This window comes from Streptomyces sp. Rer75, from assembly GCF_013414305.1.
Classification (GTDB): domain Bacteria; phylum Actinomycetota; class Actinomycetes; order Streptomycetales; family Streptomycetaceae; genus Streptomyces; species Streptomyces himastatinicus.
In genome coordinates, this window is sequence record NZ_CP058693.1 from 5,113,186 (window position 1) to 5,124,988 (window position 11,803).

16 protein-coding genes are annotated in these 11,803 nt (G+C 71.3%); 7 read left to right on the forward strand and 9 right to left on the reverse strand.

Going from position 1 to position 11,803, the window contains the following annotated elements; translation table 11 throughout:
- The first annotated feature begins 74 nt into the window (after positions 1–74).
- Positions 75–611, forward strand: a complete 537-nt coding sequence (locus HYQ63_RS21675) for a DUF2269 domain-containing protein (RefSeq protein ID WP_179935459.1) — start codon at positions 75–77, stop codon at positions 609–611.
- Positions 608–1,066 (forward strand): GNAT family N-acetyltransferase, encoded by a 459-nt coding sequence (locus tag HYQ63_RS21680; protein WP_179935460.1) that lies wholly within the window; start codon positions 608–610, stop codon positions 1,064–1,066. The genes HYQ63_RS21675 and HYQ63_RS21680 overlap by 4 nt, the downstream gene beginning before the upstream one ends.
- A 14-nt stretch (positions 1,067–1,080) precedes the next feature.
- Here the strand turns inward: HYQ63_RS21680 and HYQ63_RS21685 are convergent, their stop codons facing one another.
- A complete protein-coding gene (locus tag HYQ63_RS21685; protein ID WP_179935461.1) occupies positions 1,081–2,463 on the reverse strand; it encodes a serine hydrolase in 1,383 nt (460 codons plus the stop codon).
- 55 nt (positions 2,464–2,518) lie between these two features.
- Here HYQ63_RS21685 and HYQ63_RS21690 point away from each other — a divergent pair, with 55 nt between their 5' ends.
- Both HYQ63_RS21690 and trxA read left to right on the forward strand, forming a co-directional pair.
- Positions 2,519–2,941: a MerR family transcriptional regulator gene (locus tag HYQ63_RS21690; protein WP_179935462.1), complete on the forward strand. Its 423-nt coding sequence runs from the start codon at positions 2,519–2,521 to the stop codon at positions 2,939–2,941.
- 31 nt (positions 2,942–2,972) lie between these two features.
- The gene (gene trxA, locus HYQ63_RS21695) at positions 2,973–3,311 is read left to right on the forward strand and encodes a thioredoxin (RefSeq protein WP_306664834.1); all 339 of its coding nucleotides are present in this window, start codon (positions 2,973–2,975) and stop codon (positions 3,309–3,311) included.
- A gap of 54 nt (positions 3,312–3,365) precedes the next feature.
- Here the strand turns inward: trxA and HYQ63_RS21700 are convergent, their stop codons facing one another.
- The 3 genes from HYQ63_RS21700 to HYQ63_RS21710 all read right to left on the reverse strand — a co-directional run bounded on the left by HYQ63_RS21700 (position 3,366) and on the right by HYQ63_RS21710 (position 5,379).
- On the reverse strand, positions 3,366–4,013 hold the full coding sequence (locus HYQ63_RS21700; RefSeq protein ID WP_179935463.1) for a class I SAM-dependent methyltransferase: 648 nt from the start codon (positions 4,011–4,013) through the stop codon (positions 3,366–3,368).
- 76 nt (positions 4,014–4,089) lie between these two features.
- On the reverse strand, positions 4,090–4,692 hold the full coding sequence (locus HYQ63_RS21705) for a bifunctional 2-polyprenyl-6-hydroxyphenol methylase/3-demethylubiquinol 3-O-methyltransferase UbiG (RefSeq protein WP_179935464.1): 603 nt from the start codon (positions 4,690–4,692) through the stop codon (positions 4,090–4,092).
- Between the two features lie 129 nt (positions 4,693–4,821).
- A complete protein-coding gene (locus HYQ63_RS21710; protein WP_373689131.1) occupies positions 4,822–5,379 on the reverse strand; it encodes a winged helix-turn-helix domain-containing protein in 558 nt (185 codons plus the stop codon).
- A gap of 61 nt (positions 5,380–5,440) precedes the next feature.
- On the opposite strand from HYQ63_RS21710, the gene def reads away from it, so the two are divergent.
- Positions 5,441–6,049, forward strand: a complete 609-nt coding sequence (gene def, locus HYQ63_RS21715; RefSeq protein WP_179935465.1) for a peptide deformylase — start codon at positions 5,441–5,443, stop codon at positions 6,047–6,049.
- Here the strand turns inward: def and dnaB are convergent.
- A complete protein-coding gene (dnaB, locus tag HYQ63_RS21720; RefSeq protein ID WP_179935466.1) occupies positions 6,016–7,506 on the reverse strand; it encodes a replicative DNA helicase in 1,491 nt (496 codons plus the stop codon). The genes def and dnaB overlap by 34 nt on opposite strands.
- Positions 7,507–7,966: 460 nt before the next feature.
- On the opposite strand from dnaB, the gene HYQ63_RS21725 reads away from it, so the two are divergent.
- The gene (locus HYQ63_RS21725) at positions 7,967–9,307 is read left to right on the forward strand and encodes an MATE family efflux transporter (protein ID WP_179935467.1); all 1,341 of its coding nucleotides are present in this window, start codon (positions 7,967–7,969) and stop codon (positions 9,305–9,307) included.
- A gap of 173 nt (positions 9,308–9,480) precedes the next feature.
- Here the strand turns inward: HYQ63_RS21725 and rplI are convergent, their stop codons facing one another.
- The 4 genes from rplI to rpsF all read right to left on the reverse strand — a co-directional run bounded on the left by rplI (position 9,481) and on the right by rpsF (position 11,231).
- Positions 9,481–9,927, reverse strand: a complete 447-nt coding sequence (rplI, locus tag HYQ63_RS21730) for a 50S ribosomal protein L9 (RefSeq protein WP_123102847.1) — start codon at positions 9,925–9,927, stop codon at positions 9,481–9,483.
- Positions 9,928–9,945: 18 nt separating this feature from the next.
- On the reverse strand, positions 9,946–10,182 hold the full coding sequence (rpsR, locus tag HYQ63_RS21735) for a 30S ribosomal protein S18 (protein WP_003978893.1): 237 nt from the start codon (positions 10,180–10,182) through the stop codon (positions 9,946–9,948).
- A 96-nt stretch (positions 10,183–10,278) separates the two neighbouring features.
- A complete protein-coding gene (locus HYQ63_RS21740; protein WP_179935468.1) occupies positions 10,279–10,863 on the reverse strand; it encodes a single-stranded DNA-binding protein in 585 nt (194 codons plus the stop codon).
- A gap of 77 nt (positions 10,864–10,940) precedes the next feature.
- Positions 10,941–11,231, reverse strand: coding sequence for a 30S ribosomal protein S6 (gene rpsF / locus HYQ63_RS21745; RefSeq protein ID WP_123106135.1), 291 nt, complete (start codon positions 11,229–11,231; stop codon positions 10,941–10,943).
- Positions 11,232–11,460: 229 nt separating this feature from the next.
- Between rpsF and HYQ63_RS21750 the strand changes: the two genes are divergently transcribed.
- Positions 11,461–11,778, forward strand: coding sequence for a hypothetical protein (locus HYQ63_RS21750; protein ID WP_179935469.1), 318 nt, complete (start codon positions 11,461–11,463; stop codon positions 11,776–11,778).
- Positions 11,779–11,803 lie beyond the last annotated feature (25 nt).

The following is an 11,803-nucleotide window of genomic DNA, read 5'->3' on the forward strand; positions in this document are numbered from 1 at the left end:
CAGCCCCCGGGAGTAGCCGCGGATACTCCCGCCGTCAGACGCGGCGGCGGCCCGGGCGCGCGACGGTTACGCGCATGCAACAGCTGAAACGGCCCGCGCGCCGGGCCCTCCTCGTCGTGCATGTGGTCGTCTCCGTCGGCTGGCTCGGGCTGACGCTCGGCGTGTTGGCCCTGGGCATCGCCGGGGCCACGGCCGGGTCGGCCGAGGCCGCCGGAGGGGCGTACCGGTCGATGAACGTCCTCGGGGACTGGCTGCTCATCCCGATCAGCCTGCTCTCCCTGATCAGCGGGGTGGTGCTGTCCCTCGGCACGCCCTGGGGCCTGGCCCGGTACCGCTGGGTGTACGTGAAGTTCTGGCTGACGCTGGTGACCACCGCCGCGACCGCCTTCGCGCTGCGCGCCCGGATCGACGCGGCGATGGCCGACGTCGCGGCGGGCCGGGCGGTCGGCGCGGCCACCGATCTGATCGTGGCGCCGTCGGTCAGCCTGAGCGTCTATGCCTTCCTCACCGCCATCTCGGTGCTCAAGCCCTGGGGCATGACCGCGCGGGGGCGGCGGCTGCGCGGCCGTGGAGGGGCGGTGAGCGGCCGCCGCGTAGGCTCGCGGGTGTGACCGACTTCGAGATCCGGCGCGCGACCGCCGATGACATACCCGCGATCGTCGCCATGCTCGCCGACGATCCGCTGGGCGCCCGGCGGGAGTCGCCGGACGACCCGGCTCCGTACCGCGCCGCGTTCGAGCGCCTGGAGCGGGACCCCAACCAGCACCTGGTCGTCGCGGTCCGGGACGGGCGTACGGTCGGCACCCTCCAGCTCACCGTGGTGCCCGGGCTCTCCCGGCGCGGCGCCACGCGCTCGATCATCGAGGGGGTACGGATCCACGCCGACGAACGCGGCAACGGCCTCGGCACCGAGCTGATCGAGTGGGCGGTCGAGGAGTCGCGCCGCCAGGGCTGTGTGCTGGTGCAGCTCACCTCGGACGCGTCCCGCACCGACGCGCGCCGCTTCTACGAGCGGCTCGGCTTCGAGGCCAGCCACGTCGGCTTCAAGCTGCCGCTCGACGGCTGACCCGGGCGCCGCTCCTACCGCGGGCGCCATCCGTCCGGGTCGACGCCCCCGGGCACCGCGCCCTCCGGGGCGTACGGCTCCCGCGTCAGCACGAAGGTGCCGAGGTCGAGATGGCCGGGCGCGCCGTCCTCGCCCGCGACGATGCGCAGCGTCTCCCCCGCGTAGTAGCCGTCGAGGCCGGTCCAGGTGCCGTCCGGCCCGGCCCGGAAGCGCGAGGCGCGGCCCGTTCCGCCGACCGGCGACAGCTCCAGGCCGCGATCGGCGCGCAGCCGCAGCAGGAAGGGGGTCGGGCCCCAGTACCAGTGCCCGGTCAGCGCCAGCAGCGCCGGATCGGCCTCGGACAGCGGCCGCCAGGGGCCGGGGATCCGCGGCTCGTGCTCCGCCGTGATCCGTACGAGGTCGGCGGCGACGGTGGCGATGGAGGGCCCCGACGTGACGTTGGCCAGCGCGATCCCGGCCAGCCGGTCGTCCGCGCTGACCCACAGGGCGGCGAGGAAGCCGGGCATGGAGCCGACATGGCCGTGCAGGAACCGGCCCTCCCGGCGCGCCAGCTGCACCCCGAGGCCGTAGCCGCCGTCCCAGTCCCGGCCCTCGGGCGGGGCACCGGGCGCGCGCATCTCGGCGAGCGTCGCGGCGCCGAGCACCCGCTCGTCCCCGTCCAGCAGGAAGGCGGCGAAGCGGGCCAAGTCGGCGGCGGTCGACCACAGCTGTCCTGCGGGTGCCATCCGGCCGGTGTCCTCGGCGGGTTCCGGCAGCAGCACATCGGCCCAGGGGTGGACGGCCCAGCCCGCTGCGTGCGGGGCGCGCGGTGCGAGGGACGTACGCGTCATCCCCAGCGGCTCCAGCACCTCGCGGGCGAGGACATCGCCCCAGGCCGCGCCGCGCAGCCGCTCGACGAGCGCGCCGAGCAGGGCGAAGCCGGTGTTGGAGTAGTGGTGGCGGCGTCCGGCGGGGTGGACGAGGGGGCGCTCGCCGAAGAGATCCGCCGTGTCGGGGCGCAGCGCGCCCGGTGTGCGCTCCCACCAAGGACCGCGCGCCTCGGCAGCCAGCCCCGAGGTGTGGGCGAGGAGCTGGGCGACGGTGGCGCCCTCCGCCTCGGGCACCTCCAGGTGCTTGGCCAGCGGATCCCCGAGGTCCAGCAGCCCCTCGTCACGGAGCCGCATCACCAGCACCGCGGTGAACGTCTTGGTCAGCGAACCGATCCGGTACTGGGTGTCCGCGCCGGGCGTCTGCCCGTCCGTATCGCCCCGCGCCCCCGTCCACACCAGCTGTCCCTCCCGCACCACGGCCCCCACCAGGGAGGGTGCCCGGCCCTCGGACTGGCCGACGGCGATGCGGTGGAGCAGGGCGCGGCGGGTGGCGGGCAACAGCTCCGCGAAATCCTCGGGTGCGGTCATGCCCGCACCCTACGGTCTGGCCTTGACGTCGGGGGCAAGGTCTACGGTCGGGGCCATGCGGATCGGAGAGCTGGCCGAAAGGGCGGGTACGACCACCCGCACCCTGCGCTACTACGAGTCGATCGGACTGCTGCCCGCGCGGCGGTCCGGCAACGGGTACCGGGCGTACGACGAGGACGACCTCCGGCTGGTCCGGCAGATCCGCACCCTCCAGGACTTCGGCTTCGGCCTGGAGGAGACCCGGCCGTTCGTGGAGTGCCTGCGCTCCGGCCATCCGGCCGGTGACTCCTGCCCGGCGTCGCTGGAGGTCTACCGGCGCAAGCTGGCCGAACTGGACGACTGCATCGCGCGGCTGAGCGACGTACGGCGGCAGGTCGGAGCGCAGCTCGCCCGGGCGGAGCGGGCCCGGGCGGCGCTGGAGGCGGCGGCGACGGCGCCCGGCCGGGCGCCGGAACCGCGCTGCGAACTGACGCCGTAAAGGACATAGGCAGATCAAGGGGATGATCGAGATGACACGGACTCGGACCGGGGAAGTGCCCGCGGTCACGGACGCCACCTTCGCCGAGGAGGTGCGGACGGCCGGGCTGCCGGTGCTCGTGGAGTTCACCGCCTCTTGGTGCGCGCCCTGCCACATGATGGCGCCGGTGCTGGCGGAGATCGCCCGAGAGGAGGGGGACCGGCTGAAGGTGGTGCAGCTGGACGTGGACACCAACCCGGAGACGACGGTGGCGTACGGAGTGCTGTCGATGCCGACCCTGATGCTGTTCCGGGCGGGCGAACCGGTGCGGTCGATGGTCGGGGCCCGGCCCAAGCGGCGGCTGCTCCAGGAGCTGGCGGACGTGCTCTGAGCCACCGCCGGGCGGGCTCCGACTACGGCCTCGTCATGGCTTATGGCTTATGGCTTATGGCTTACGGGCCAGGAGAAAGGCCTGCGGCACCACTTCCCTGCCTTCCGGCTCGCGCACCTGCCGGGCCCGTACGGCGAATCCGGCCCCTTCGAGCAGCGCGGCGATCTCGTCGGGCGACAGCCTGCGGAAGTCGAGCGACACAGGGTGGCCGAACGGCTCGGCCAGGTGCAACGGTTCGTCGCCGACCTGGAAGGCGACCAGCAGATTGCCGCCCGGGGCCAGCAGCCGGTGGAACTCGGCCAGCACCGCGGGCAGCCGCTCGGCAGGGGTGTGGATGAGGGAGTAGTAGGCGACGATGCCGCCGAGGGCGCCGTCCGGCAGGTCCAGCCCGGTCATCTGCCCCTCGTCGAACCGCAGCTCCGGATGCTCCCGCCGGGCCACCGCGAGCATCCCCGGCGACAGGTCGACACCGAAGACGTCCAGCCCGAGGCTGTGCAGATACGCCGTCACCCGGCCCGGACCGCAGCCGAGGTCGGCGACCGGCCCGGCCGCCTCCCCCTCCCGCACCAGGTCGGCGAACGCGCCGAGCATGGCCCGGTCCAGCGGCTTGTCGTCCAGCGGGGCCTTGAACATCTCCGCGTAGTCGGCGGCGATGGTGTCGTAGAAGGTCCTGGTGGTCAGCAGATCGGTCGGCTCGGTCATGGACGAGGAGACTAACCGTCCGCGCTCGGTGCGGAGCGAGGTTTCGGACTACCGCAGGCGGACTACCCCCGGCGGACTACCGCAGGCGCCGGGCGCGCAGGACGGTGTCGTTCGTGTGGTGGGTGCCGGGCGGGGCGGGAGCGGTGCGCGGCCGGTTTTCATCGACCAGGACCGTCCAGTCGTGGCCGAGGAGCCCGGCGACCTCGCTCGGCTGGTAGTAGTCGCCGGGGACGACGCCGTTCTCCATGCGCGCGGGCACGTCGGCGAGGTCGTGGCCGACGAAGAGCAGGGTGCCGCCGGGCGCGACGGCGTCGAGCAGTCCGCGCAGCGCGGTGTGCTCCGGCTGGCGCAGGAGCGGGAAGTACTGGGCGGACACCAGGTCGAACGCGGCGGCCGGGGGCGGTGTGACGGCCAGGTCGGTCCGGGTCCACGCCACCCGCCCTGAGAGGTCCGGGGCCGTGGCGGCGGCGCGGTCCAGTGCGATCCGGGAGATGTCGATCGCGGTGACCTGCCATCCGCGCCGGGCCAGCCAGACGGCGTCGGCACCCTCACCGCATCCGACGTCGAGCGCCTGTCCCGGCGCCAGATCGGTGACTTCGGTGACGAGCACTCCGTTGGGGTTGCCGCTCATGAGCTGGTCGGCGCCGCGATACATGTCGTCCCAGAACTGTGCGTCCATCGGCTCTGCCTTCGGTAGGGGGCCGTGGCGCCGGTCGCCCACGGCTTGGTGCGCACACCGTCGCCGCATCCGTGCCTCCGTGACAAAGTTTTTCGCGGAAACGGCAAACTGCGGCGCACACCGCCCCCCTCAGCCCTCGTCCGCGCCCTCCGGGGCGTGGGGAAGCAGGGGGAAGAGCCGGGTGATGAGGGCCACCGGCCGGGCGCCCTCGGGCCGGGCCAGGGGGCGTTGTTCGCGGTCCTGGTACGGCGCGAGCGCGCGTCGGATGACGTCCGCGACCCGGCTCATCTCCTCGGGCGTCAGATAGGCGACGGCGCTGAAGGCTTCGTCGCGGCGCCATGCGGACGGCGCCTCGTCCCGCTGGGTCAGCCACCGCTGCCAGCTCTCGTCCTCCAGCCCCCGGGCCAGATCGCCGAACTGCTCCTCCGCGCTCCCGCCACCGGCCGCGGGGGTGTCCGCGGGGGTGTGCCGGCTCAGACGCCAGGGGCGCACTCGGCCCCCGCTGTGAGGGGCCTCTTCGATGTATCCGTGGCGTGCGAGCTGCCGCAGGTGAAACGAGCAGAGCCCGGAGCTGTAGCCCAGCCGGGAGGCGGCCTCGGTCGCCGTGACGGTGCCGACTTCGGCGAGCAGGTCGAGCAGGTCGGTGCGGACGTGATGGTCGCGCAGGTTGACGTCGTCTTCAGTCACTTTGCAAAGCCTGCTACTTTGCAAAGCACTTGGCAAGCAGTGCGCGAATGGGGAGACAACCATGGAACGGGGCTCGGTTCGCAGGATCACGGTGGTGGGCGAGGAGGTGCTGAGCCGTCCGTGCCAGGAGGTGACCGCGTTCGGAACGCCGGAGCTGTCGGCGCTGATCGACGACATGTTCCTCACCATGTACGTGGCCGACGGCGCGGGCCTGGCCGCCAATCAGGTCGGCGTCGACCTGCGGTTGTTCGTGTACGACTGCCCGGACGAGACCGGGGCCCGGCATGTCGGACACATCCTCAACCCGGTTCTGGACCTGCCCGATCCGGGTGACCGCCGCCTCGTCGACGACATCGAGGGCTGTCTGTCCGTGCCGGGCGCCGCCATGACGGTCCCCCGCACCGATCGCGCCGTCGTCCGCGGGTTCGACAAGGACGGCAACCCGCTCGTCATCGAGGGGCAGGGCTACTTCGCCCGGTGTCTCCAGCACGAGACCGACCACCTCATGGGCCACACGTACCTCGACCGGCTCTCGCAGCGGGACCGCAAGGACGCCCTGCGGCAGATGGACGAGCGCCGCGAGGACGTCTTCGCGCGACGCGCGCTCAAAGCCGCCGCTCTGCGGCCGGACCGGGCTCAGGTCTGCGCCATGTCCACGAAGCGCGAGTAGTGGCCCTGGAAGGCGACGGTGATGGTGGCCGTCGGACCGTTACGGTGCTTGGCCACGATCAGGTCGGCCTCACCCGCGCGCGGGGACTCCTTCTCGTACGCGTCCTCGCGGTGCAGCAGGATGACCATGTCGGCGTCCTGCTCGATGGAGCCACTTTCGCGGAGGTCCGAGACCATCGGCTTCTTGTCGGTGCGCTGCTCGGGACCACGGTTCAGCTGGGAGAGCGCGATCACCGGCACCTCCAGCTCCTTGGCCAGCAGCTTGAGGTTTCGCGACATGTCCGAGACCTCCTGCTGACGGCTCTCGGGGCGCCGGGCGCCGCCGGACTGCATCAGCTGGAGGTAGTCGATGACGACCAGCTGGAGATCGTTGCGCTGCTTGAGACGGCGGCACTTGGCGCGGATCTCCATCATCGACAGGTTCGGGGAGTCGTCGATGTACAGCGGGGCCTGGGACACGTCCGGCATGCGCCGGGCGAGCCGGGTCCAGTCCTCGTCGGTCATGCTGCCGGAGCGCATGTGGTGCAGCGCCACCCGGGCCTCGGCGGACAGCAGACGCATCGCGATCTCGTTGCGCCCCATCTCCAGGGAGAAGATGACGCTCGGCATGTTGTTCTTGATCGAGCAGGCGCGGGCGAAGTCGAGGGCGAGGGTGGACTTACCCATGGCGGGCCGGGCCGCGATGACGATCATCTGGCCGGGGTGGAGGCCGTTGGTCAGCGAGTCCAGGTCGGTGAAGCCGGTGGGCACGCCGGACATCTGGCCGCTGCGCGAACCGATCGCCTCGATCTCGTCGAGCGCGCCCTCCATGATGTCGCCGAGCGGCAGATAGTCCTCGCTGGTCCGCTGCTCGGTGACGGCGTAGATCTCCGCCTGGGCGTTGTTGACGATCTCGTCGACGTCCCCGTCCGCCGCGTATCCCATCTGGGTGATGCGGGTGCCCGCCTCGACCAGCCGCCGCAGCACGGCGCGCTCGTGGACGATCTCCGCGTAGTACTCGGCGTTGGCCGCGGTGGGGACCGACTGGACCAGGGTGTGGAGGTACGAGGCGCCGCCGACCCGGGCGATCTCGCCGCGCTTGGTCAGCTCGGCCGCGACCGTGATCGGGTCGGCCGGCTCGCCCTTCGCGTACAGGTCCAGGATCGCCTGATAGACGGTCTCGTGGGCGGGACGGTAGAAGTCGTTGCCCTGGAGGACCTCCACCACATCGGCGATCGCGTCCTTGGAGAGCAGCATGCCGCCGAGCACGGACTGCTCGGCGTCGAGGTCCTGCGGCGGGACCCGCTCGAAGCCGGACCCCTCCCACGAGCCGCCGTCGCGTCCCCGGTCGTGCTGATCGTCGCGCCCCCGGCCGCCCTCACCGCGGCCGCCGCCGTCGCCACGGCGGAAGCGGGGGGACGGGAACTCGGCCGGGCCGGAGTCCGCCCATGGGTCGTCCATGGGCTCGGGCACGCTCACCCCGCCACCTCCTCCCGTCCGCGGTGCGGAACTCGCCGCGACGTCCTCAGTCTTACGGCACGGCTATGACAAACAGGGCGCCCGACTTCCGCTCACGACGCGTCGAGTTCTGGTGGATTCGAGGCCGGAACAGATGGCGGGCGCCGGACAACGGTAGGCCCGTCGGGGCTACCGGCCAACTCGGTTATCCACAGGGCATGTGGATGATGCGATCCATCCTGTGGAGAAGTCGCGCGAACCTGTGCACGGGCCGGGGGACAGCGCTGTGGACAAACACACAATCACCCCAGAGACGCCGCGCTGACCTGCGGTTTCTCTATCCAAGGGCTGTGCAGAAGAAAAACTTCCACACCCGATGCAAGATCACGACAAACGGCGCAGAGGCGAGTGTCGCGAGCGCCGCCATGTAAGGACTGCACCGGTCTTGTGTCTCTTACCTGTGGAAGATTAGATTGCCCCCATGACACAGGCCCCCGCGAGCGCCCGGAGCACCGTCCGTCGGCATGACCGCGAGATCATCGCCCTCGCCGTACCCGCCTTCGGCGCCCTCGTGGCGGAACCCCTCTTCGTCATGGTCGACAGCGCCATCGTCGGCCATCTCGGCACCCCGCAGCTCGCCGGTCTGGGCGTCGCCGCCGCCCTGCTGACCACCGCGGTGAACATCTTCGTCTTCCTCGCCTACGCCACCACCGCCGCCGTGGCCCGCCGGGTCGGCGCCGGTGACCTCCCCGGCGCGATCCGGCAGGGCATGGACGGCATCTGGCTGGCCCTGCTGCTCGGCGCCGCCGTCATCGCCGCCGCCCTCCCCACCGCACCCGGCCTCGTCGACCTCTTCGGCGCCTCCGACACCGCCGCCCCCTACGCGGTCACCTATCTGCGCATCAGCGCCCTCGGCATCCCCGCGATGCTCGTGGTGCTCGCCGCCACCGGGGTGCTGCGCGGCCTCCAGGACACCCGTACCCCGCTCTACGTGGCCATCGGAGGCTTCACGGCCAACGCCGCGCTCAACGCGGGCCTCGTCTACGGCGCCGGGCTCGGCATCGCGGGCTCCGCCTGGGGCACGGCGATCGCCCAGTGGGCCATGGCCGCCGTCTACCTCGCGGTGGTCGTCCGGGGAGCCCGGCGCCACGGTACGTCGCTGCGTCCCGACGCCGCCGGGATCCGGGCCTGCGCCCACGCCGGGGCACCGCTGCTGGTCCGTACGCTCTCGCTGCGCGCCGTGATGCTGATCGCGACGGCGGTGGCGGCCCGCCTCGGAGACACCGAGGTCGCCGCCCACCAGATCGTGCTGACCCTGTGGACCCTGCTGGCGTTCGCGCTGGACGCCATCGCCATCGCGGGTCAGGCCATCATCGGGCGCTATCTGGGAGCGGAGGACGCCGCGGGGGCCCGCGCCGCCTGCCGCCGCATGGTGCAGTGGGGCATCGTCGCGGGCATCGTGCTCGGCCTGCTGGTCATCGCCTCCCGCCCGCTGTTCATCCCCCTGTTCACCACGGACCCCGAGGTGAAGGACGCCCTGCTGCCGGTGCTGCTGGTGACGGCCCTCGTCCAGCCCGTCTCGGGTGTGGTCTACGTCCTCGACGGGGTGCTGATGGGCGCGGGCGACGGTCCGTATCTCGCGGGGGCCATGATCGTCACGCTCGCGGTCTTCGCCCCGGTCGCGCTCCTCGTCCCCGCATGGGGCGGGGGACTGACCGCCGTGTGGTGGACCATGGCGCTGATGATGGCACTCCGGCTGGCGACCCTCTGGCTGCGCGCCCGCTCCGGGCGGTGGATCGTCACCGGCGCGACCCGGGCCTGAGCCGCACGGCGGGACGGGCCACGCAGCGGGACGGTCCGCACGCCGGGGCACGCCGCACGGCGGGCGAGTCACACAGCGTGACGGGCCACGCAGAGGAGCCCCACACAGCGAGAAGGGCCGCACCCCCGTGGAGTGCGGCCCTCTCACATGCACAGGCTCAGCGGAGCACTGCGTCAGGCGGCGACGACCTCGACGCCGACCTTCGCGGCGACCTCGGCGTGCAGCCGGACCGACACCTGGTGCGCGCCCAGGGTCTTGATCGGCTGCTGCACCTCGATACGGCGCTTGTCGACGTCCGGGCCACCCGCGTCCTTGATCGCCGAAGCGATGTCGGCCGGGGTGACGGAGCCGAACAGCCGGCCGGCGTCGCCGGCGCGGGTCTTCAGCTGGACCTTGACGCCCTCGAGCCGCGCCTTGACCTCGTTGGCCTGCTCGATCGTGGCGATCTCGCGGATGCGACGACCGCGGCGGATCTGCTCGACGTCCTTCTCGCCACCCTTGGTCCAGCGGATCGCGAGACCACGCGGAACCAGGTAGTTACGGGCGTACCCGTCGCGGACGTCCACGACGTCACCGGCAGCGCCGAGGCCGGAGACCTCGTGGGTGAGGATGATCTTCATGACTCGGTCACCCTTCCCTTATCGCGCGGTGGACGTGTAGGGCAGCAGCGCCATCTCACGGCTGTTCTTCACGGCCGTGGCGACATCGCGCTGGTGCTGAGTGCAGTTGCCGGTGACCCGGCGGGCACGGATCTTGCCGCGGTCGGAAATGAACTTCCGCAGCAGGTTCGTGTCCTTGTAGTCGACGTAGGAGATCTTCTCCTTGCAGAACACGCAAACCTTCTTCTTAGGCTTGCGAGCAGGCGGCTTCGCCATTGTCTCTCTCCAGTGTGATCAAGAAGTTTGTGCTGGTCGCCCAGACCAGGCAGGGCGATGTTTCACGTGAAACCGCGTGAAACAGCGCGCCGTGACCTAGAAGGGCGGCTCGTCCGAGTAGCCGCCGCCGCTGCCGGAGCCACCGCCCCAGCCGCCGCCACCGCCGCCCTGGCCGCCACCGGCCGGTGCGCCGGTCGCCCACGGGTCGTCGGCCGGAGCGCCGCCGCCCTGCTGCTGACCGCCGCCGGGGCCACCGCCCCAGCCGCCGCCACCGCCCTGGCCGCCACCGCCGCCGTAGCCACCCTGGCCACCGCGCCCGGTGGTCTTGGTGACCTTGGCCGTGGCGTTGCGCAGGCTGGCACCGACCTCGTCGACATCCAGCTCGTAGACCGTGCGCTTGATCCCCTCACGGTCCTCATACGACCGCTGCTTCAGCCGGCCCTGCACGATGACGCGCATACCGCGCTGAAGCGACTCGGCCACGTTCTCCGCGGCCTGCCGCCACACCGAGCACGTGAGGAAGAGGCTCTCGCCGTCCTTCCACTCGTTGGTCTGACGGTCGAACGTACGAGGAGTGGACGCGACACGGAACTTCGCGACCGCCGCACCGGAGGGGGTGAAGCGCAGCTCGGGGTCGTCGACGAGATTGCCGACGACCGTGATGACGGTCTCGCCTGCCATTGGGGAACCTCTCGGCGGGTACTGCTGGGCTGCTTGCTACTCGTTGCGATCCCGGTGACCGTTGAACGCTTACGCGGTCAGTGGGTCTCGGGACGAAGGACCTTGGTCCGGAGGACCGACTCGTTCAGGTTCAGCTGGCGGTCGAGCTCCTTGACGACCGCGGGCTCAGCCTGCAGGTCGATGACCGAGTAGATGCCCTCGGGCTTCTTCTTGATCTCGTACGAGAGACGACGACGCCCCCAGGTGTCGACCTTCTCGACCTTGCCGTTGCCCTCACGGATAACGGAAAGGAAGTTCTCGATCAGCGGGGAGACAGCACGCTCCTCGAGATCGGGGTCGAGGATGACCATCACCTCGTAGTGACGCATGTGGAACCCACCTCCTTTGGACTCAGCGGCCACGGTCGTTCCGTGGCAGGAGGGTCGTGATGCGTTGTGCCGCGGCGTCTGTGCAGACACCACCGCAGACCGTACACAGTACCCGCCTCCTGCCTCCCGCTTGAAATCCGGGCGTCTTGGCACGCAATCTGTACACATCGGGTGTGAGCGGCGTTACAGTTCGCCGCCCTGCCTATATGTGCCTACCTGGAGGTGCCCCATGGCACAGGCAGCACGACCGCAGCACGGACTGCTCTCCTTCCTGGACACCGATGGCAAGTCTCATCCCGTCGAGAACGCCATCGCCGTGGCGACGCTGCTGATCGGTTTGATCTCCTTCGTCACGGCCTACTTCCCCGGCCTCCACCTGGTCAGCTCGTGGACCGGGCTGATCGGGATGCTCGGCGGGGCATGGGGCCAGCTGATCTCCGCGACCACCGGAGAGCGGTTCCTGCTGATCATCGGGCTCGGTGCATCGGGCGTCGGCTTCTACCTCGGGATGGCGCACGGCGGGCTCTTCGGCGGGCTGCTGGGCTGACTCCCCGAGGGCGGGTTGGACCCAG